This window comes from Roseobacter phycocola, assembly GCF_042055075.2.
In the GTDB taxonomy this organism is placed as follows: Bacteria; Pseudomonadota; Alphaproteobacteria; order Rhodobacterales; family Rhodobacteraceae; genus Roseobacter.
Genome location: NZ_CP194012.1, coordinates 32,140 through 53,762 on the forward strand (window position 1 = coordinate 32,140; position 21,623 = coordinate 53,762).

19 protein-coding genes are annotated in these 21,623 nt (G+C 53.7%); 11 read left to right on the forward strand and 8 right to left on the reverse strand.

From position 1 onward, the window contains the following. Window positions 1–583 precede the first annotated feature (583 nt). From AB4K19_RS20650 to AB4K19_RS20670, 5 genes are all read left to right on the forward strand, one after another. Window positions 584–1,270: a WbqC family protein gene (locus tag AB4K19_RS20650; RefSeq protein ID WP_375227378.1), complete on the forward strand. Its 687-nt coding sequence runs from the start codon at window positions 584–586 to the stop codon at window positions 1,268–1,270. A 121-nt stretch (window positions 1,271–1,391) separates the two neighbouring features. Next, window positions 1,392–2,555 (forward strand): class I SAM-dependent methyltransferase, encoded by a 1,164-nt coding sequence (locus AB4K19_RS20655; protein ID WP_436399649.1) that lies wholly within the window; start codon window positions 1,392–1,394, stop codon window positions 2,553–2,555. Continuing rightward, window positions 2,552–3,373: a phytanoyl-CoA dioxygenase family protein gene (locus AB4K19_RS20660; RefSeq protein ID WP_436399650.1), complete on the forward strand. Its 822-nt coding sequence runs from the start codon at window positions 2,552–2,554 to the stop codon at window positions 3,371–3,373. Before AB4K19_RS20655 ends, AB4K19_RS20660 begins: the two co-directional genes overlap by 4 nt. Next, a complete protein-coding gene (locus AB4K19_RS20665; RefSeq protein ID WP_375227374.1) occupies window positions 3,374–4,366 on the forward strand; it encodes a glycosyltransferase family 2 protein in 993 nt (330 codons plus the stop codon). A gap of 24 nt (window positions 4,367–4,390) precedes the next feature. Continuing rightward, window positions 4,391–4,798, forward strand: coding sequence for a GtrA family protein (locus AB4K19_RS20670; RefSeq protein WP_375227394.1), 408 nt, complete (start codon window positions 4,391–4,393; stop codon window positions 4,796–4,798). Between the two features lie 18 nt (window positions 4,799–4,816). On the opposite strand, the gene AB4K19_RS20675 is transcribed toward AB4K19_RS20670, so the two are convergent. Both AB4K19_RS20675 and rffA read right to left on the reverse strand, forming a co-directional pair. Then, window positions 4,817–6,691 (reverse strand): thiol-disulfide oxidoreductase DCC family protein, encoded by a 1,875-nt coding sequence (locus tag AB4K19_RS20675; protein WP_436399651.1) that lies wholly within the window; start codon window positions 6,689–6,691, stop codon window positions 4,817–4,819. 128 nt (window positions 6,692–6,819) lie between these two features. Continuing rightward, window positions 6,820–7,977 (reverse strand): dTDP-4-amino-4,6-dideoxygalactose transaminase, encoded by a 1,158-nt coding sequence (gene rffA, locus AB4K19_RS20680; protein WP_375227393.1) that lies wholly within the window; start codon window positions 7,975–7,977, stop codon window positions 6,820–6,822. A gap of 217 nt (window positions 7,978–8,194) precedes the next feature. On the opposite strand from rffA, the gene AB4K19_RS20685 reads away from it, so the two are divergent. The 4 genes from AB4K19_RS20685 (at window position 8,195) to AB4K19_RS20700 (ending at window position 13,208) form a co-directional block, all read left to right on the forward strand. Further along, complete coding sequence (locus AB4K19_RS20685) at window positions 8,195–8,827, forward strand: class I SAM-dependent methyltransferase (RefSeq protein WP_375227372.1); 633 nt, start codon at window positions 8,195–8,197, stop codon at window positions 8,825–8,827. Between the two features lie 4 nt (window positions 8,828–8,831). Further along, complete coding sequence (locus tag AB4K19_RS20690; protein WP_375227371.1) at window positions 8,832–9,494, forward strand: acetyltransferase; 663 nt, start codon at window positions 8,832–8,834, stop codon at window positions 9,492–9,494. Continuing rightward, window positions 9,491–10,417 (forward strand): hypothetical protein, encoded by a 927-nt coding sequence (locus AB4K19_RS20695; RefSeq protein WP_436399661.1) that lies wholly within the window; start codon window positions 9,491–9,493, stop codon window positions 10,415–10,417. The genes AB4K19_RS20690 and AB4K19_RS20695 overlap by 4 nt, the downstream gene beginning before the upstream one ends. Window positions 10,418–11,378: 961 nt before the next feature. Next, window positions 11,379–13,208 (forward strand): hypothetical protein, encoded by a 1,830-nt coding sequence (locus AB4K19_RS20700; RefSeq protein WP_436399652.1) that lies wholly within the window; start codon window positions 11,379–11,381, stop codon window positions 13,206–13,208. Between the two features lie 78 nt (window positions 13,209–13,286). Here AB4K19_RS20700 and idi read toward each other — a convergent pair whose 3' ends face one another. From idi to AB4K19_RS20730, 6 genes are read right to left on the reverse strand one after another with little or no spacing between them, the layout of a single operon-like run. Further along, complete coding sequence (gene idi / locus AB4K19_RS20705) at window positions 13,287–13,823, reverse strand: isopentenyl-diphosphate delta-isomerase (protein WP_375227367.1); 537 nt, start codon at window positions 13,821–13,823, stop codon at window positions 13,287–13,289. Then, a complete protein-coding gene (locus AB4K19_RS20710; protein WP_436399653.1) occupies window positions 13,820–15,001 on the reverse strand; it encodes a geranylgeranyl diphosphate reductase in 1,182 nt (393 codons plus the stop codon). Before AB4K19_RS20710 ends, idi begins: the two co-directional genes overlap by 4 nt. Window position 15,002: 1 nt before the next feature. Continuing rightward, a complete protein-coding gene (locus AB4K19_RS20715; protein WP_375227366.1) occupies window positions 15,003–16,307 on the reverse strand; it encodes a BCD family MFS transporter in 1,305 nt (434 codons plus the stop codon). Beyond that, complete coding sequence (gene chlG, locus AB4K19_RS20720) at window positions 16,304–17,203, reverse strand: chlorophyll synthase ChlG (RefSeq protein ID WP_375227365.1); 900 nt, start codon at window positions 17,201–17,203, stop codon at window positions 16,304–16,306. The genes AB4K19_RS20715 and chlG overlap by 4 nt, the downstream gene beginning before the upstream one ends. Window positions 17,204–17,257: 54 nt before the next feature. Beyond that, on the reverse strand, window positions 17,258–18,718 hold the full coding sequence (ppsR, locus tag AB4K19_RS20725) for a transcriptional regulator PpsR (protein WP_436399654.1): 1,461 nt from the start codon (window positions 18,716–18,718) through the stop codon (window positions 17,258–17,260). Next, a complete protein-coding gene (locus AB4K19_RS20730; protein WP_375227363.1) occupies window positions 18,682–19,464 on the reverse strand; it encodes a cobalamin B12-binding domain-containing protein in 783 nt (260 codons plus the stop codon). Before AB4K19_RS20730 ends, ppsR begins: the two co-directional genes overlap by 37 nt. Before the next feature lie 308 nt (window positions 19,465–19,772). On the opposite strand from AB4K19_RS20730, the gene bchF reads away from it, so the two are divergent. Both bchF and AB4K19_RS20740 read left to right on the forward strand, forming a co-directional pair. Next, window positions 19,773–20,273, forward strand: coding sequence for a 2-vinyl bacteriochlorophyllide hydratase (gene bchF, locus AB4K19_RS20735; RefSeq protein WP_375227362.1), 501 nt, complete (start codon window positions 19,773–19,775; stop codon window positions 20,271–20,273). After that, the gene (locus AB4K19_RS20740) at window positions 20,270–21,556 is read left to right on the forward strand and encodes a ferredoxin:protochlorophyllide reductase (ATP-dependent) subunit N (RefSeq protein WP_436399655.1); all 1,287 of its coding nucleotides are present in this window, start codon (window positions 20,270–20,272) and stop codon (window positions 21,554–21,556) included. The genes bchF and AB4K19_RS20740 overlap by 4 nt, the downstream gene beginning before the upstream one ends. Window positions 21,557–21,623: the final 67 nt, after the last annotated feature.

Sequence of the window (21,623 nt, forward strand, 5' to 3'; positions counted from 1 at the left end):
TCTGAAAAAAGCTGTCACGGATCTTCTGCGAATAAGGGTAAACAGTTCGCAAACCTAACTTACGCAAGCGATCGCTAGGCATCAGAAATTTCAATGCGATCCCACAGAACGTAAACCGGCACTGGCACCTCGGCTTCACGAATGACAGCCTGTCTTTTGGCCACCGCTTCCACACTCTGTATGCGAACAAACCCTCTATCTGAGAGCACTACGTCGCTGTAGTGGATCAATCCGATCAGTCGAACGTGTTGCGTGTAAACTGAAACGGCCTTCCATGCATTATCATCCGCGACAATGAAATCGAATCAACGTTGAATGCAATCCTGAGATGGCATGAAGGGTGCAAACCTAAATCAGCGGGGAAGCGAGGCCTATGCCATGCAACACAGATCGCTGGCCGATGATACTTCAAAGTAATGAAACGCGATACAAGGTAGCAGTATTGCAATCGGGTATTGTTCGTGACGTGATCACATGACAGTAGACGCGGGCGGTTCCCGGCAAACTATTTGAATCTTCTATTTTGTTGCAGAAATGAGTAAACCACACCGTCCAAGTGACAGAGTAGCGAGAGAACTAATCCATGAAACGCGTTGCAATTGTTCAATCAAACTACATCCCGTGGCGCGGCTATTTCGATATGATCGCTGCAGCAGATGAGTTCATATTGTATGACGACATGCAATACACTCGCCGAGACTGGAGAAACCGAAATAAAATCAAAACGTCTCAGGGCACCATCTGGCTGACTGTACCGGTTTCCGTGAAGGGAAAATACCATCAGAAAATCTTCGAAACGCAGATACATGATCAGAGCTGGCGCGCGGAGCATTGGCGGTCGATTTCGCTGAACTATCGTCGGGCACCCTATTTCGATGAAGTGGCGGCTTGGATGAAGCCGCTTTTTTTGTCGGCAACACAGAATAATTTGTCCGAGACCAACCGCGTTTTCATCGAAGCCATTTGTGAGAAAATGGGTATCGGCACGGTGATCTCTTCATCTCGAGACTATGTTCTCTCAGAGGGCAAAACAGAACGCCTGGCGGATCTTTGCTTTCAGGCAGGTGGCACCGAGTACATCTCGGGTCCATCTGCCAAAGACTATGTGGATGAAGCCGTTTTTAAAGCTAAGGATATTCATCTGAGGTGGTTCGACTACAACGGTTACAAACCCTACCGACAACTTTGGGGCGAGTTTGAACCAGGCGTGAGCGTTGTAGATCTGCTGTTTAACTGCGGGCCAGAAGCCCGGAATTTCTTGCGCTACTGAAAATTATGATCTTGGGTCAACGGGGTTAGGCCGTATTGCGGCATTCCTATCTATAAATTATAGAGTGCCGCACAGGGACTGCAGTCGAACTTGGCGAAAGGATCGCGTTTTGGCGACCCCAATGAAAAACGTATGCTCGGCGTGTGGATTTTTGGATTTATCGAGCCTGCCCGTACCGCATCCATCTATTTCGATGCTGAGTGACGGTCAAAGGTTACCGTATGTACTGCGGAAATTGTCATGCTCGAACTGTGGGTACGGATTTCATGCTTCACCACCGGATACGGAGGAACTCCGAAAACTATTTGATGAGAAGTACAACCTGGGGCAACGCGATACGGTTGCGGAAACACGGCGCGCGGCACACTATTTCGAAGCGATTCTCTCTTTCCTAGGCGAAAACCGTGTTTCCCTTCCAGACAGGGTTCTTGAAATGGGTTGCGGAATGGGCAGCCTCTTGACTGCACTTTCGAGTCAATGGAAGTGCTCATCAGCCATTGGACTGGAACCTAGCCCTGTGCTTGCTGAAGCGGCATCTTTACGGAGCTCAGCAGGTGTTTCTATCTACCGGGGTTTCGCAGAAGACTTTCACGATTTGCATGTTCCGGAAGTTGATCTGTGCCTGTCGGTCAACGTTATAGAACATAGTATTTCACCAGAGACATTTCTGCTCGCCTGTAATAATTCAATCCGGTCGGAAGGCAATGTACTTGTGATATGTCCTGATGGTGAAAATCCAAGTTCAGAGCTGCTTTTCTATGACCACCTGTCCAGTCTGACGACGAAGTCTCTCAGTATTTTTGGGAAAAGGGCGGGGCTGGAGCTGGTTGCATCACACACCTTGACAGGACCATTGCAAGGATTCGCAATGCATCTTTTCCAGCAGTCCGGAAGATCAGAGCATATCTATTCCTCTTGTCCCGACCTATCGGCACGACGTGCCGCCTATCTCAACACATGGTGTGATGCGACGAAAAACCTGACTGACGCGCTCAAATCAAAACCCTACGCGATTTTCGGCGCGGGCGAATATGCAGACCTCTTGGCAGCATATTGTCCGGATATCGTTCAAGCTGCAGACGGCTTCGCAGTGGACGCTCCGACGCTAAGCAGCTTTCACAGCAAACCTATTTTCGACATGGAAACACTCCTGAAGTCGGGTGTCTGCAGCATCGTCGCGGCCGTGCATGAAAGAAGCTGGCCGGCGATCCATCGGCGTTTCAGTGATCTAGGTAAAGCAGTATACCACCCTTGCATTCAAACATCGGACATAGTGGCTCTATGACAAATATCGAACGATATGGAGTGCAACAGGAAAGCCCGGGAGCCACCCGGCTTGATATTATGGAAGAAGAGATAAGACTGCTGGGTTATACAACCTTAGACGCTGGTTTCACCGTGGAAGAGTTGGACAGGTACTCAGATCTTTTTGATCAAACGGCCGACAAATATGCCGCGCAGGCGTTGAATCAGGGCTATGATATTCAGAAGATCAACGAAGGTGATACCATCAGGGTTCTTCCAGCTCATGAGAAGGCATTCTGGGACATTGTTTTCAATGCGTCTCTTCATTCGTTGTTGGAGCGCTTGCTTGGAAACTATTATATACTCAACCAAGTAAACGGCTTGATAAACAGAAGAAACTCAAGTGCTTATCATCAATCAAAGTACCATCGCGACTTGCCATATCAGCACTTCACAAGCTCACGCCCACTCGCAATCAATGCACTTTTTGCGATTGATGACTTTACATTAGAGAACGGCGCAACACGTGTTGTGCCTGCCAGCCAACATCGGGAGGCTTTCCCCCCTGCGGCGCTGGTGAAAACTAATGAAAAACAAATTGAAGTCCCTCGAGGTACGTTTATCGTGTTGGACTGCATGTTGTACCATGCCGGCAGTACCAATCGGTCTACGAGAGACCGGCGTGCAATAAACCACGTTTTCACCATTCCGATGATGCGTCAGCAGTTCCATCTGCCCTCCATCCTCGGAGACAACACCGACTTCAGCGATAATCAGAAACGGCTTCTCGGTTTCGGTCTCGAAGAATTTCAGTCCGTAGAAACGTGGTTCCAGTCGCGTGGGAAAGCAGCTACCTGAATGACACCGAATGACTTACCCGGCCTCTCAATCGTCACTACGGCCTTTCGTTCTGCCTCCACTATTGATGTTTTCGTGAAACGAGCTTTGGCGGCCGCCGAAGAGGCCGGGTTCGATGCTGAGGTCATTATTGTAGATGACGGTAGCCCGGATGCCTCTGCAACGCTGGTACGTGATATCGTCGGCAAACAACCACGCGTGCGACTTATTAAGCTAAGTCGCAATTTCGGACACCACAAAGCAATGCTTGCTGGACTGCAGCACGCAAAACGTGAATTTGTTTTTTTGATAGACAGCGATCTGGAGGAAGATCCCCGACTTCTCGTTCCAATGGTAGCGCAAATGCGAGAGATGTCTGTGGATTGCCTTTATGGCGTTCAGAAACAGCGAAAGGGCGGGCGGATAGAGCGCATTTCCGGTGAGATGTTTTACAAACTCTTTGGGGCACTCAGCGAAGTGGAGCTGCCAAGAAATGTTTCCACCATCCGTCTAATGACGCAGCGCTATGTTGCCTCTCTTCTCGCATTCAGGGACAAAAACCCAGTTTTTGTTCCGCTTTCGATCCTAGCTGGCTATCCGCAGGCTTCGTTTACATTTGAAAAATCAGGCTCTTCGGAAACGACATATTCTCTGAGCAAGCGGGTCAGCCTGATGTTTCTCGCAATCACTTCCTTCAGCAGCAGACCACTGCTTCTGATGTTCTACATCAGCCTTGTTCTCGCCTTTGTGGGATTAACGTATGGTATTTATGTTGTTGCTCTTGGCATGAGTGGTGTCCCACGCGACGGCTGGTCATCGCTGATGGCGGTCGTAGTCTTCTTTTTCAGCCTGAACGCTGTATTTACCGGCCTTATCGGTCTTTATGTCAAACAAATACTGGAAGAGGTGAAAGACCGTCCAGTTTCGGTCGTTCAGGAGGTGTATGAAAACACCTCGCAGGATTGGGAGAACCGGGGCACAAGCCAACCGGGTAGCGAAGACAAAACTCGATAGAATCGTGGATCGCAGTCTGTGATCATGGAAGTAACTGAAAAATACAAGACCCTGCTGAACCAGCTACTACGATATGCGGTTGTCGGTGTTGCAAGTAACCTTGCAGGCTATCTGCTATATTTGCTGGTGACCTATTTGTGGCTACCACCAAAGCAGGCCATGACGCTTTTATATGCGGTTGGGGCAACTGTTGGCTATGTCGGAAATCGCCGGCTCACATTTTCATATCGAGACGGTGTAGCTGCATCGGCTTTACGATACTCGATAGCACATCTGGGTGGGTACTTCTTCAATCTGGCCCTACTTCTGATCTTTGTCGATCGACTTGGGTACTCGCATCAATTGGTACAAGCAATTGCGATATTTCTAGTCGCGCCCTACCTTTTCCTGGCATTCAAGTATTATGTCTTCCCGGCGACTACCCAGAAGTAGTGCACGCCAGACTAGCATTCAGTTTGATGGTGCTGAAACAAAAGCCTTTTCGCAGACAACCTCTACGTCTCCCGGCACATATTCCATCCTCAGAATTTTGTCTGCATCTGCTATTCTTTGGTAATATTGCCTGTAGACATACTCTCCATCATATCCGGTCTTGTAGGTATGCAATTTTCCAAGGTTATTTACCAGTTTTTGAACCGAGTCCTTTTGAAACAGACATCCTTTCTGTCCGATCGCCCAGCGTCTGAAACGTACCGTCCCACCGAAATAAACCCTGTCTGATCTGTGGTATTCCCCGCGACTGCCGTTCTCGGTGAAAACGGGGACCAATGTTCCGTCGGCTTCTTCGAGAACAAACCAGATCTCAGTCATCATAAGATCTGTTCGGTTGAACACATTGATCGGCGCGATTCCATAAGTGTGTGCTAGACGCGCTAATTTGTTTGGAAAAGCATCATAGCCCACAAAAGGTGCAGGGATTGCAGCGACATAGAATACACTCAAAAACAGAACGTGACTTGTCAGCACCGGGATCGCGCGAGGTGCGGACACGTTCATCGTGCTTTTGAGTGTCCAACTTGGCTTGGGGGTCGGCAACATACACATGCCAAAATACTTAATCCGGCGATCCGCTATGAACCGATAGATCGCTGGCCCTATTCGCAAAAGCTTTCCAATATAGAAAATCGGCCAGAGCGGAAGAAGTACTATGACGCTTCGGGTCAGTAGGAGGTACAGATCATACCCGGAAACCAACTTTTGTCGCCGCTCATCATACCCAAACAGATCTCGCAGCACATCTTCATGCGTCAAATTCTGCCCTGCTGCCCAATCAAGATTATCAGAGATTGGTTTCAAACGCACAGTGTTCAGAAGATCCAGCCTTTTTACCGTGTTTACTGTCCGGTCGCAGAGATTGCATTTGTCGTCATAGATCAGATCAACTTTCCCGGAGCGATACAGGAAGAGAGCCGCCCAGAAAATAAACTCGAACTCTGCCAACCAGCCAAGTGTCAGAACAAAGGCGCTCAAACAAAAGAACAGTATTCCCCACCCAATAATGAAAACCCTGAGAAACCCGCCGAGCAAAACAAAGGGCAAGAGAAAGAGATACCATGGCAGCATTATCCACATACCGCCGATAAAGAAGTAAATTGCTTCAGGAAGTTTCTGGAAAAGGTTCACAAATTCAACATGATACCGGTTCATGAAGTTGTTTGTCAGAAGCTGAGGCCCAGCAAAGCCCTGCATCCATGCATCTTCCGAGATATGCATCGAAAAAGAATAAACGCACACCAACCAGTAGCAGAACAGACATAGTACCTTAGCGGCTACAACATCCCGGTCAGTGATAGAAAAATACAATAGCCGACGACGGCTGGTCGGAAACCGCTTAATCAAAATCCCGTCGAGAGAGGCCCGGCTGCCAGCATTTGTCAAAAAGAGAAGCAGGGATAAAATCGCCGCAACATCGTTGCCCAATGTCGCAGAACCCAATGCTCTTTCGCCAACTTGCCACTGGAAGACACAAAGCATGATGAAGGACCATTGCGTAAAGAGCCCCACTATTAAGGAAACAGAACAAACAGCAGGCACCAGAAGCCAAAATACAAACGCGGGCTCAGTCCAGTCTTCAGGGTAAGCATAGTCTGCAATCAGCAGCGTGCGATACAGCAAACAAACTCCCAACGCCATCCGTAAAAAAGCAAACTTTGGTATCTCGCCCAAGCCACCCTTCAGCCCCCCCCGCCAAGTGCCCAAACTGGCCAGTCTCTCAGTCGCATTCTCAAATACTGCTGCAGCGCGATCAAAGCGCCAGTAGACAAGCCAAAAAGGCAGCAGGGAAATAAAGAACCAGAGTTGGAATATCGCGATTTTTTCCAGCATGTATACTCAATCACTGTTCCGGGTTTGCGTCACGAGCACCGGTTTGCAGTCAATTGCGCCAAGACGCAACCCCAAGTGGAAGCGGCGATACAAAGAAAGACAGGGCTGGTCCAAATGCCCCAGTTGGTTCAGACAGTCGTTTTTGAGGCGAACTCTGCAAGTACATCTGCAACTTTGCTCTGAACTGTCTCTTTCTGTCCGTACCAGAGCGGCAACCGGATCAAACTTTCTGCTATGCGTTCCGTCGAAGAAAGCTCTCCATGCGTGCGGGCAACGCGCAGCCCCGCCGGCGATGAATGCAGCGGAATGTAATGAAAAACGGCATCAATCCCGCTAATCCTGAGCCGCTCCAGCACGGTCTCCCGGTCTATCTCCGTCGACAGAAGTACATAGTACATGTGCGCGTTGTGTTCACAATGCTCCGGAACAACCGGTCTCCTGAGCATCCCATTGTGTTCCAGTGGAGCCAATAATTCATGATACCGATGCCAGCTTGCAAGGCGGTCACGTGTAATTTCCTGAGCGTCCTCAAACTGACCCCACAAAAATGCGGCAATCAGCTCGCCAGGCAGAAATGAAGATCCAACCTCCTGCCATGTATATTTGTCCACCTGGCCGCGGAAAAATCTGCTACGATCCGTACCCTTCTCACGGATAATCTCAGCACGTTCAGTTAAATCCGGATTGTTTATCAGCAATGCGCCCCCTTCACCGGAAATCAGATTTTTGGTTTCATGGAAACTGAATGCACCCAGATCGCCGATACTACCAAGAGGCCGGCCCTTGTATGTCGACATCATGCCCTGAGCTGCGTCCTCGACCACAGCGAGGTCGTGGCGCTTAGCGATTTCGAGGATCTCGTCCATTTCGCAGGAAACACCGGCATAATGCACCGGAACAATCGCACGTGTGCGCGATGTGACGGCCGCTTCTACCAGTTTTTCATCCAGATTAAGGGTGTCTTCACGGATATCAACGAACACGGGAACCGCTCCCCGCAAGGCAAATGCATTGGCAGTCGACACAAAAGTGTAAGACGGCATAATAACTTCGTCGCCTGGTTTGATGTTCAACAGCAGAGCAAACATCTCCAGTGCGGCGGTACACGAATGGGTAAGAAGCGCCTTGCTGCATCCTGTTTGGCGTTCCAGCCACCCATGGCACCTTTGGGTAAACGGCCCGTCTCCGGCAAGCCTGCCGTTCATGTGCGCCTGAGAGATATAGTGTAATTCCCGACCCGTCATGTGTGGCCAATTAAACGGAATCTTTGTGTCGTCGGAAAGCATCGCTTCACTCTTAGTAGTTTCCACGGATCGCTGCGGAAGCAAGAAAAACAGGTTTTCTCATGGGCGTTTTTTTTGGGTAGCCGATACCGAGGGGTTGCGTCGATTATGCCAGTTCAACTATGCATGACACCAGAGCCAAGACAACCCTGTTCCACTTCAACCATAACACCGAGCATGGCCGCCACCGTGGCGCGTTCTTGTGCAAGATAGAAGCAGCATGAGCATCGACGAAAAGCATATTCTTGAGGAAGTGGCAAACTATTATTCCGACAAGATTCAGACGTACGGTCAGACGCCACAGGGTGTCGACTGGAATGGGCACGACAGCCAGCATTTGAGATTTGATCAGCTTTTGAAAATCGTTCCTGTGTCGATGGAAGCGCCGTCGCTGACGGACATCGGCTGCGGCTACGGAGCTTTCCTCGGCTACCTGAGAGAGCATTTCCCACGGGCGAGCTATTTAGGCGTCGATATCAGCCCGCACATGATCAAAGAAGCAAATGCGCGTTTCCGGACAGTCGAAGGGTGTCGGTTCCTGCACGCCGCCGAACCGGATCAAACAAGCGACTTTGCTATTGCCAGTGGAATTTTTAACGTGCGGCAGTCTTTTTCGGACGAGGCTTGGCAGATCTATATCGAAACGACCCTCGACATGATGAATGCGAGAAATACACGTGGGTTTGCGTTCAACTGCCTAACCTCCTATTCGGACGCAGAAAAAATGCGCGATTACCTGTTCTACGCAGACCCCAGCTGGATGTTAGATCTCTGTATCCGTAAGTATTCAAAAAATGTAGCTCTCCTGCATGACTATGGGCTGTACGAATTTACAATTCTGGTGAGAAAATAGTGAGATGAAAAAACTTGTAATTTTCGGAACCGGTGAAATTGCGGAACTGGCGAACTACTACTTTGCTGAGGATTCCGAATATGAAGTCGTAGCCTTCACCGTGGATTCAGCCTACATGAAAGAAGGCACGAAGGCAGGCCTGCCCGTTGTAGCTTTCGAAGAGGTCGCGCGTGCATTTCCCGCCGAAACATATGAGATGTTTATCGCAATCAGCTATGCTAAGTTGAACGCCGTCCGCAGAAATAAATATTTTGCTGCAGCAGAAATGGGCTACAAACTGGCCACCTATCTCAGTTCAAAAGCGACGGTTTTAAATAACGGCCAGATCGGTGCGAATTGCTTTATCTTGGAGGATAACACAGTTCAGCCTTTCAGTCGAATCGGCAACAATGTTACTCTCTGGAGCGGGAACCACATCGGCCACCACTCGCAGATTGGTGACCACTCATTCATAGCATCACAGGTCGTGATATCTGGAGGCGTTACGATTGGGGAACAGTGTTTTATCGGCGTGAACGCTACCTTGCGTGATCACATCACGATTGGCGACAGGTGTTTACTTGGCGCCGGGTCGCTACTGCTGACAGATGCAGAACCAGAGGGCGTTTACTTGGCGCCAGCCTCCGAACGGTCACGTGTACCCAGCACAAGGATCAGAAATATCTGATGCCCAAATGGCGAAAACTCGGCAGGATATATTCTGCTGACATAGCTTTGCATCCGAAGCTCTTGTCGCATGCGGCGAACCCATTGCCAGTGCTTTTGCAAGGGAACGTGTTCCGAATTTTTTTCAGTGCGCGCGACATTCAGAATCGCTCATCTGTGGGGGCAATCGATTTTGACCTGGTAGCACGCAGACTAGTGACAGTTCACTCCGAACCATTTTTCAAGCATGGAGATCAGGGGAGCTTTTTCGCTGATGGGGTTAGCATAGGAAACTGCTATGAAGCCGATGGGCAAGTCTACATGCTGTTCATGGGCTGGCAAGCACCAAATGATGGGCATTGGCGAGGCGATATTGGACGAATAAGCGTCAATGATGATTTACAACTGACACTGGACGGCTCAACAGATTACCCATTTATGGCATCAGATGCCGAAGACCCAATCAGTCTTTCCTATCCATGGGTTTTGCCCGGACCAAAACAAGGTTTTGACATGTGGTACGGTTCGACGATCAGCTGGACCAGTGGTAATGACGAAATGGTACATGTCATTAAACACGCATCGTCAGAGGATGGACATGCATGGAAACGGAATGGTATCGCGGTCCCGTTTCAAGAAGGCGTGGCGCAAGCATTTTCTCGACCCAGCGTAATTCGAAAAGCGGATGGGTCCTTGGAAATGTGGTTCTCGTACCGCTCTGGAACTGGAACACCTTATAGGATAGGATATGCTCAATCCTTTGACCACGGGCAGACTTGGAAGCTGGCGCTTAATTTCGCCGGTTTATCTGTATCTGAACACGGTTGGGACTCTGAAATGATAGAATACCCGTATGTCTTCGAGCATAATGGACAAATGTACATGTTGTATAACGGGAATGGGTATGGGAAGACTGGGATTGGCCTCGCAATTCTTGAGAATTAGTGGCATTATTAAACGATTTTTTCGATCCTAATAGTCGGTGGCGGACCAAGAACGGGCGTTTTGCACCACGAATATCACACCAACATAAATGTTGGCAAAATGCGCGATGCGCCAGCTTCGCTCCGTTCTTGTAAAGCAAGGCTCCCGGCGAATCTCGCCGTTCAACCCGAAAACGTTTCCGTTGCCTAAGTCAAACTTCGTAACGCACCCAAGAGACTTCCTTCGTTCCAATACGGAATTTGCATAACTTTTCGAGGGAGCAGACAGATATAAACAGGCTTTTCATTAGACGCCACGATCAAACGGCTGTTGCCCGAAACGACTCCGGAAAGTACTCTGTTATAGGATTTGCTGGTGTTGCGCTGATGAGACTTACCGAACGGCTGGATGAAATGCTAGGAACAATGCGGGAAAATAGCATCTCACCGCGCCGGTCGTGCAAACTCGTTGTTTTCGCTTTAAGCACTATCCGGCCCAGTTTCACGCTGGACAACCTAGGGACACAGAAGGAAGAGAAGCCATCGGCGGCAAGCACGCTAGGTTTGCCTCTATGTGCATCCTGCTTATGTTTTCAGCTACAATGACAACGAGCTTGTCAGCCAGACAATCCGAAATTTGACAAATGACGAAGGCGTCGGCTGGCGCAACATCGATCCGGACAGGGCGCAGCAGTGTGCCGTAGTCGGGCCAACTTTGGCAACTTGTGGGATGTGGTCTTGAATGAAGAGATATTCGATAACCCGGACAGTGCTCGGCGCAACCTTACGTTACGTCAATACGACTAAAATAGCCTCACGCCTCATCGATCACTCGGGCAGCAAGAAGTCCACAGAAACGTGTAAGATACTCGAGTATTAGAAGGCTCTTCGCCCAACGCGCTTGTCCAAACCAGAAACGACGAATATGGGTATTGCACCCGCAGGCTCTCGATATGAATAGGGGTGCCTTGAGGGGCACATCAATGGCGCAGAAGGATGTCGGACCAACAATGCCAAAATCACTTTTGCAGCAATTACTTAACGGCTTGTGCGCTGTCGGCTCTGTTTTGGTTGTAGTCTGGCTTGTTGGGTACGGCGCCTATGGCATCGACTTCACTGATGAGAGCTTTTACCTGATTTGGATTTCAGATCCCTACCATTACCCAGGATCAGTAACGCAATTTGGGTTTATTTATCACCCGCTTTACCTTCTTTTGGACGGTGACGTTGTCCGCTTTCGAATTGTCAACTTTTTTACTACTTACATCCTCGCATGGCTGTTGAGCTTCTTGGTACTGGCGAGATTCGACACAATTCACAAGCCGGGTTGGATTACGTGCCTAATCTTGTCTGCAGGTCTTTCTTGCAGCGTATTTACCATCTTCGATTCCTGGATAATCACCCCAAGTTATAATACACTCGCACTGAAAGCTTTGATCGTCACAGTCATTGGGTTGTTGATTTGCGATCGGGAGAGCAAACTCCAAAATACCCTAGGCTGTATACTGATTGGAACCGGCGGTTGGCTGGCTTTTATGGCTAAGCCAACTACCGCTCTTGCTCTTGCAATCAGCATTCTGCTCTATGTCATTTGGTCTCGCAGGTTATCAATTCGAGAGCTTTTTTTATCAGCCAGCGTTGCAACAAGCCTTACAATCGCAGGGGCCTTCGCAATCGATGGCTCCGTCTTCGGTTTTATTCAAAGGCTCAAATTGGGTCTGGAACTATCTAACCTTCTGCAAGGCGGGCACACAATCGGCCAAATGCTGCGGCTGGACAGTTTCAACATGAACGACGACACGGAACGCTTTTTTGCCGTTTTAGTTTTGATCATTTTAATTGCACTTTGGAGCTTTCAGTCGAAACGCAGTACGGCGCAATCTGCGGGCGTCTTCATTTGCTTGTTTTTATTCGCAGCGACAGTAGCGATGGCTACTGACCAGGTCCGGCAGGTCGCTGACTTTGGCCAGTTTCAGGGTATGCTACTTTTTAGCCTCGTGTGTGCGGTCATTTTTTTCCATTTGCTGTGCCACCGCATGCAAGCTTTTGCCGAGATTACTCGCGAGCAGTGGGCCATAATAGCGCTGTTTCTCGCTCTACCTCACATCTACGCTTTTGGAACCAATGGAAACTACTGGCGCAACGGGACTTCTGCCGGCATTTTCTGGCTGCTTGCAGGTACAGTGATATTTGCGCCCGCGTTGCGGGGGCGAAATCCCTGGCCTTTTATCTCCGTATTGGCACTGGCAACACAGTCCATTTCGATCCTGCTTTTGCAAGCTGGTGCGGAAAAGCCCTACAGACAATCAGCACCTATTTGGGAAAACAGATCACCCGTCGCCTACGGCTCGGCAAATACACCAATATTTCTGTCCGATGACTTCGCAAGTTATGTCAAGGTCGTAAGAGATATAGCCCAAGGCAGTGAGTTCCAAAAAGGCACACCGTTATTGGATCTATCGGGCCAATCACCTGGAATCGTTTTTGCTCTGAATGCGGAAGGGCTGGGGCATGCATGGACAATTGGCGGCTACAAAGGCAGTCAGAAGTTTGTTGAAGCGGGTTTGGCACTTGCTCCATGCGAAAAAATTGCCCGAGCTTGGGTATTGCAGGAAACGGGCGGTCCGCGCAGCCTTTCAATCGATTTGCTGAGTTCCTTTGGTGCAAAATTCCCCGACGACTATCTGGAAGTTGGCACATGGCAGACGGCGCCGGGTGCTGGCGGTTTCGCATCAACGCGAACGCAGAGTCTTTGGCGACCAATGAACCCGATATCTACTTTGCAGGCTTGTAACAAACTGCGCACCAGATAGCGCCTATGGCAAAATTTAGAAATCAAACCCATTGCCACCACCAGTCATCTTACTTTTCAGCTCACTATCCCAGAATATTCAGGGTATGTAGGCCTTGAGCTCCCGGAAGATCGTCGTTGCATGGTCCCTCAGATAGATCCGCAGCCAGGGTGTATATCGATCCGGACGTTGCTCTACATTGCGAGCAAGATCGCCAAATGAAACCCATTCCACAGCCATTACTTCTTCCGGGTTTGGGCGGATCACCAGATCATCCCCTGCCACGGCAACGTAGACATCCACGACTTCATGCTCGGTCAAACCACCGCCGACGTCGGCGCGGTACTCCAGGTGGTGACGGTGTTCCGGTGCCAGACCGGTGATCCCCAGTTCGTCGTCCAGGCGGCGGTTGGCGCAATCCAGCGGTGCTTCGTCCCACTGTGGATGCGTACAGCAGGTGTTCGTCCACAACCCCGGCGTATGGTATTTACACATCGCGCGCTGCTGCATCAGCACCGCATCGCCCTTCAGCACGAACACCGAAACGGCCTTGTGGCGCAGGCCTTTGACATGGGCATCCAGCTTTTCCACAGGCGTCAGTGTGCCGTTCACCCAGGCCGGGATCATGATCGTCATACGCGTGTCGTTGCCACAAGCCCGGTCAGATGCGCAAGGTTCTTGAGCCCGATTTTCAGGTGCGCCATGGGACGTGCGCGTACTAGTTTCTTGTTCATATAGGCCTCGAACGTCAGCCGCTGCACATCAACGTCATGGCACAGAGATACGAACCGTTCGCGGCGTTCATCACTGCGGTAATAGGCGTTCTGCATGGATCCCAGCACCCGGAACACCATCTTGTGCTCACGCATGAAGAGCTGCCGTGCCAGACGCAGGTCCTTCACCCGACCGGATGCAAGTGTAGCCGCACAGGCGGTTGCCGCCACACGCCCGCCGACCATCGCGTAATAGATCCCCTCGCCCGAAGACGGCGCAACAACTCCGGCAGCATCACCTGCCAGCAGAACATCGCTGCCATTGTCCCAGCGATCGAGGGGCCGCAGCGGGATCGGCGCACCCTCTTTCCGGATTGTCTCACAGTCGGTCAGCCCCGATGCGTCCCGCAGCGCAGCAGTCGCCTCCTTGAGGTTGACCGAGCTCAGCTCACTGCCCATCCCCACACTGGCACTGTCACCATGCGGGAACACCCATCCGTAAAAGTCAGGCGAAATGGATCCGTCATAGATCACGTCACAGCGTTTCGGGTCATAGATGTCCGACTTTGGCGGCGCTTTGATGATCTCGTGATAAGCAAAGACCAGCGGCACCTTGTCCGCGTCTTTGACCTCGGCAAGACCCACCCGGGACTTCGCACCGTCCGCACCGATCACGAGGCGGCAGGGCAGTTCGCGTTCTTCCTGGGTCGCCTTGTCGCGATAGATCACCACCGGGCTGCCCTCTGGCCGTTCGATCCGGACAAAAGTACCGGTGAAGCAATCCGCTCCGGCTTCACCCGCGCGCTGCCGCAGAAACGGGTCAAAGTCCTTGCGGTCCACCATGCCGACAAAACCGTTTTCGATCGGAATATCCACCATGCGCCCGGTGGGCGAGATCATGCGCGCGGTATTCACCTTGGCCAGCAGCTGTTCATCGCGGATATCAAAATCCTGCATCAGACGGGGGGGAATGGCACCCCCGCAGGGTTTGATCCGCCCCTCGCGGTCCAGCAGCGCCACCCGATGCCCTGAATTGACCAGATCAAGCGCCGCGGTGGCACCGGACGGCCCTCCGCCTACAACGACAACATCATATTGCATATCATTCTCCCGGCATCATTGCGGTGCGCCCGCCTGTGGAGGCGCCTGGTGTGGTCAGCCGCAGCGCAAGCACTGCGGCAATCAGAAAGACGAGACCTTCGAAAGTAAAAACAATCCCGTAGGCTGTGGCATCATCGCTGGTGAGGTGCCGCATGGTGTCAACCATGGCCGTGCCGATAAACGACCCTGCCCCGAAGGCGATTGCCTGCGCCGCGCCAAAGAGGCCCATGCGCAACCCTTCGCGCCCGTCATTGCCCTCGCGCGACAGACGCATCATTGCGCCGATGGCTGCCACGGCGAAGGCACCGTTGGCGAGGCCCAGCAGGAAGATGTTCGGCCCCAGTGGCCAGGAAGCCGCTCTGCCGCCGCCCCACGCCAACCCGGTCAAAGCAGCACCGGACAGCACGCAGCCGCCGACGACCCAGACGCGGATCGGTACATGCAGCCAGCGGCTCAGCAGCGTACCCGACATCAGCACCAGCAGCATACCCATCAGAGCACCGGCGTGGTGCATCCCGCCAAGCTGCGTGCTCTGCCCGACCGTCAGGCCAAAGACATGTCCGGCAAAAGGCTCAAGGATCAGGTCCTGCAGGTTATAGGCCAGCATAGATGCGAAAACGAAAAGGGTGAAATTGCGCATCCGTGGTGTTGCCCAGAATTCGCGGGCCACGTCAGCAAAGGACGCTTTCGCCCTGGAGGGAACAGTTGACCCCTTCCCTTCCTGGCCCCAGACGCCCAAACATGTCAGCATCAGTGCCACCGCCGAGACGCCCAGCGTCACGGTGACCAGACGGCTGTGACTGTATGGATCCAGCAGGATACCAGCCGTTATCCCGGTGGCCGCCAGGCCAAAAATCATCATGATCCACACCAGGCTGCCCGCCGGTGCCTGACGTTTTTCATCGACCCGTGCGGCCAGAAGCGCCAGCAGATTGGTCCCCGCCGCCCCGATCCCCAGACCGATCAGTAGAAACGACGGGATCGCGGCAGCAATGCCTGCCCATGCCACCCGTTCCATCAGCCCGACGGACAGTGCTGCGCACACAGCACCGAGCGCCAGCAGCGCGACGCCACAGAGGATCCAGGGGGTCCTGCGCCCGCCCTGATCCGCACCGTGACCGAACCTTGGGCGCAGAAACTGCGTGCCGTAATAAAGAGAGACCAGCAGCCCGGGCAGGATCGCAGGAAGCGCAAGTTCAACGACCATCACACGGTTCATGGTTGCCGTTGTCAACACGACAACAGACCCCAGCGCCATCTGCACCAACCCGAGACGGGCGATCCCTGTCCAGCTCAGCGGTTTCATGTCAGCCCCCGCACCGCGACTGCGGTGATCATCATGCCGGTGATATAAAGAAGGACGCCGGTGCCATTGTACCAAGGCGCTTTGGCTTCGGGGTCGCGGAACATAACCGTCATGGCCCAGAACTGCGCGAGGAGAACCGCAGCCACGCCAAGCGCATGCAGAGGCCGGTCCCATGCGAAAAGCAATGCGATCACGACAAGTTGCGGTGCTGCCATTACGGCACAGGCAACGCGCGCAGCCCTGACAGGCCCCAGAGCAACGGGCAGAGAATTGACGCCTGTCTGGCGATCCCCTTCCAGCGCTTTGAAATCGTTGAGCGTCATGATCCCATGCGCACCGATGCCATAGAGAAGCGCCACGATCACCACCGGCAGCGCCGGCGCACCTGCGCTCAGTACTGCTGCACCGGTGAACCAGGGCAGCGTCTCATAGCTGAGGCCGACAAGGCCGGGACCCCACCAACCGGATCGTTTGAGGCGGACAGGTTCAGCTGAATAGGCCCATGCCGCCAGCACGCCAACCACAGTAGCTCCAAACCCCCAGGGACCCAGCTGCCAGCCGACAAACAGCGACAGAACCGACATGGCGAGTGCAATCCACAGCCCCCAGCGTCCGGGAATACGCCCCGACGGGATCGGGCGGTCAGGCTCGTTGATCGCGTCCACATGCCTGTCGCACCAGTCATTCGCCGCCTGGCTCATCCCGCAGACAATCGGCCCCGCAAGAATGACGCCGAGCACAACAAGGCCCCATTGCCCTGACGGAGATGCACCCGAGGAAACAACACCGCAAAGATACGCCCACATCGGGGGAAACCACGTGATCGGTTTGATCAGACGCAGGGCTGCGGCGGGTTCAGGAAAACGGCGCGACTGTATGACCTGACTGACAGACATGTGTCAACTATGACTGACACATTGAGTCGGTGCAAGAGTAGTAAGGCGGCGGTATCAGCCGTTTTTGGCGAGCAGACCGTACTTGCGCAGTTTCACATAGAGGCTCTGGCGCGACAGGCCCAGCATTTCGGCTGCGGCCACCCGGTTGTTGTTCGTCAGCTCAACGGCGGTCTCAATACACATCTTCTCAACCACGTCGGTGGTTTCCGCTACGATATCCTTGAGCGACGCAGATCCGACCAGATCCATCACATTGCGCGCCGGTTCTGCAGGCATCTGGCCCGGAGAAGCGGTGTTCCCCGCGCCGCGCGAGGCCTCTGTCCGACTGACGTCGCGGATGATGCAGCCGATGACCGGGTTATCCGGGTCTTCAAGATGCGTCGCCGAAATCTCGACCGCAACGCGGACGCCGAGGTCATTCACAAGGCGGGTCGCATAGAACCGCATCTGCCCGGAACGCTGAGGCTGGTCTGTCATCACACCCAGATCAATCTGCCCCCGACCGAGGAAGTCAGCAAAACTGCGTCCGACCACATCCGACAGATGCGGCGCGCCCACCAGATCGAGAAAACTCTCGTTCACCGACAAAAGCACGCCCTTGGGAGACATGAACAGCATCGCATCCACGCCCGCGCGGAAAAGCGCCATCATCTGGCCCGCACCAGCCTCTTCGGTCTTTACCGCATCGGCATCGGTCCCAAGGCGACACATCAGAATACGCTGGCCGGCGGCCCGGAAAACGACCGGATGCAGCACCACCTGCTGACCGGTCCGTGTCGCCTTGAGCGTGACCTGCCCGCCTTCTTCGGAGAGGGTCGCGTTCATCAGCGCTTCGGTCAGCTCAACACTGGAGCGATCCGCAAAATGCTGCGCAAAAGCACTGCCGCGCAGGGCATCGGTGCTCAGCCCCAGCAAACCGGCCGCGGCCTCGTTTACATCTTCAATGCGTCCGGTCAGGACGGAAACAAACGCGACCGCCTGCGACGTGTGAGACATGAGCACACGGTACCGCGCGTCGAACTCGCGGCGGGCTTCATACCCCTGTTCCAGGGCGATCTGTGCCTGCACCAGCTGTTGCTGTGTTTCTGCGATCGGGCGCAGGTCACGACCCAGCAGCAGAACGGCATTCTCATGCCCGAAGCGGTGGAATGTATAGCGGACCGGATACTGCCAGACGGCGTTGTCACTGTGGTTCAGCTCCAGCGGCCGTGCCGGAACTTCTCCGCCAAGGTAAGCACTGTGTGCCTGCTCAAACTTCGGAACCGATTCCCGTGTCAGGAACTTGGCGATCGGGCGGCCTTCCCAGTGTTTGAGATTGCCAAAAGATTCGCTGTGAGAATTCAGAACAACCGACAGGATCATGCCCTCGGCCGAAATGACGAGCGCAATATCTGACGCCGCTCCGATAATGCTGCTGAGGAATTCCGGTTCTATGAGAGGGACTGAGCCGCTGCTCCAGAAATTTTCGCCACCTGAAGTCATAGGCGCAGAGAGGCAGCCGGTTTTGCTGTGCAATACGAGACAGCCTCCGCTACGCGCCTTGTCACAATGTCCACGCCAGTCAGTTCTTTCAGTTCTCTGTTGTCGCCGTCTATCGCGCCACCCATGGCAATAACAACATCGCTGCCAACGGCACTCCGGATGGTCTGCACCGTCCGGCAGACACTTTCAAGTGTTTCAGCCCTCGCGCAGGTAATCAAAATAAGATCGGGTGTATCCTGCATCAGTCGGAACGTCAGCGATCCTGCGTCTTCGTCATAGGAGCTGCTGACCTCGCAACCCATGCGGCGCAGTTGTGCGTCCAGCACACTGGCCCCCAGAAAATGCTGTTCATCCGGCGGCACAACCACCAGCACATGCAACCTGCCCTGATCGGTCTTGTGATCAAACCGCATGGTGCTCGAAGCTTCGCTCACAAGAGACTGCAGCCGCAGCGTTCCGACCGTGACCTGCGCGAAAGAGATACGGTCTTCTGCCCAGGCCACACCCATTTCGCGCGCAACGCACGGCACGTAATTATCAATGATGTCATCGGTGGTGATGCGGTGTCCGCGCAGTTCTTCAAGCAGATCATCCGGGCGACAGACACCCGGACAAAGCACCGCGCGGGTCAGGTGATCAAGCACAAAGCGGCGCAGGCCGTCCACGGACACAGCCTGTCTGTCACTCAGCACCGAGATAACCCGCGTTGCGAGCGCATCGACATGAACCGGCCGATTGCGCCGGGCGCCACGCGGGTCAGTATGATCTTCCGTCGACATGGCCTATCCCAGTGTATTCCGGGCTCCTCAGCCCCGGACTCGCATTGCACCCCAAAAGTCTGCCCTTCACCCCAAAATGTCAAATCAAATTGACATATTTCCGAGGAAAGCCACAGATTCAGGGACCAGGCATCATCAGTTTCTTCATATTTCCCAAGATTTCGCCCTCAGGTCCCGCAAAAACTGTCATGACGGCCTGTCACAAGCGAATCCAGAGTGTGTAAGTTATAGTTGACACTTTTCTTCAAAAGTCGCACCTTTCGGGGCAACTGCCGGCAGAAAAGGTCACCATCAGGATGCACAGCAATATGCCACGACAAAGCGTCCCGACGGGCCTCTATACGCCCGAGGAGCGCGCGCGGCGTGATGCCACGGCATGGACCACGGTTCAGGGCATTCTGGCCCCTCTGCAGTTCGTGATTTTTCTCGTCTCTCTGGTGCTGGTGATCCGGTATCTCGCGACGGGTGACGGATATGGCGCTGCGACGGCCTCCATCCTGCTCAAAACCCTCGCTCTTTACGTGATCATGGTCACCGGTGCGATATGGGAAAAAATCGTTTTCGGTCAGTACCTTTTCGCCCCTGCGTTTTTCTGGGAGGATGTCTTTTCCTTTGCCGTTATTGCGCTTCATACTCTCTATCTCTGGGGGCTGTTTTCGGGTGCGATGGACCCAAAGATGCAGATGATCGTAGCCCTGGCTGCTTATGCCGCTTATGTGATCAACGCGGCCCAGTTTCTGCTCAAGCTGCGGGCCGCCCGACTTCAGGCATCTGCCTCATCTGAAAGCCGGCAGGAGGTCACCGCATGAACGATCTTCCCCGCCTCAGCGCAACCGGTGGATGCCGTGATGAACCGATTCTGAAGCAACGCGGGCAGCGCGAGGTATTCTGCGGGTTGACGGGAATCATCTGGCTCCACCGCAAGATGCAGGACGCCTTCTTCCTCGTGATCGGCAGCAGAACCTGCGCGCATCTGCTGCAATCCGCCGCTGGCGTGATGATCTTCGCCGAACCGCGTTTTGGCACCGCCATTCTCGAAGAAACCGATCTGGCGGGCCTTGCCGACGCCCAGACCGAGCTCGACAAAGTCGTTGATCAGCTTCTGGCCCGCCGGACCGACATCCGGCAGCTTTTCCTTGTTGGTTCCTGCCCCTCGGAGGTCATCAAACTTGATCTCAACAGGGCGGCGGAACGGATGAGCGAAAAATACGCGCCCTCCGTCCGGGTGCTCAACTTTTCCGGCTCCGGGATCGAAACCACCTTTACCCAGGGCGAAGACGCCTGCCTTGCCTCGATGGTGCCGGTGCTGCCGGAAACGGACGAACGGCAGCTCCTGCTCGTGGGCGCCCTGCCGGATGTGGTTGAGGAGCAGGCTGTCTCTCTTCTGAACGACATGGGCATCGGGCCGATCCGCGTCCTGCCAGCACCACGCGCAGATACGGATCTGGGCATCGGCGAAAATACCGTCTTTGCGCTGACCCAACCGTTTCTTGGGGACACGCACGCAGCACTGGAGCGCCGCGGTGCAATCCACCTGCCAGCGCCTTTCCCCTTTGGCGAGGAAGGCACCACAGCCTGGCTGCGCGTCATCGCAACTGAATTCGGTGTGGACGAAGAAACCTTTGAACGGGTCACCGCAGCTCCCCGCGCCCGCGCCCGTAAAGCCATTGCTCAGGCCTCTGAAAGCCTGCGCGAAAAATCCATCTTCTTCTTCCCGGACAGCCAGCTCGAAATCCCGCTGGCCCGTTTCCTGACCCGTGAATGCGGCATGCAGGCCATCGAGGTCGGCGCACCCTTCATTCACAAGGGTATCGTAGGGCCCGATCTCGATATGCTCGCCCAGGGGCCCACCCTGTCCGAAGGCCAGGACGTAGACCTGCAGCTGGACCGCTGCCGTGCGGCCCGCCCTGACCTGACCGTCTGTGGCCTGGGCCTTGCCAATCCTCTTGAGGCCGAAGGGCTGGCCACCAAATGGGCCATCGAACTGGTGTTCACACCTGTGCATTTCTACGAACAGGCCGGTGATCTGGCCGGGCTCTTCTCGCGCCCGGTGCGCCGTGCCGACCTCCTGCGTGTGGAGGCTGCCGAATGACAAAGCTTCATCTTCTGGCCGGAAATATCCCGGGGAGCGCGAGGGGCCGGCCCCTCGCCCGGTGCAC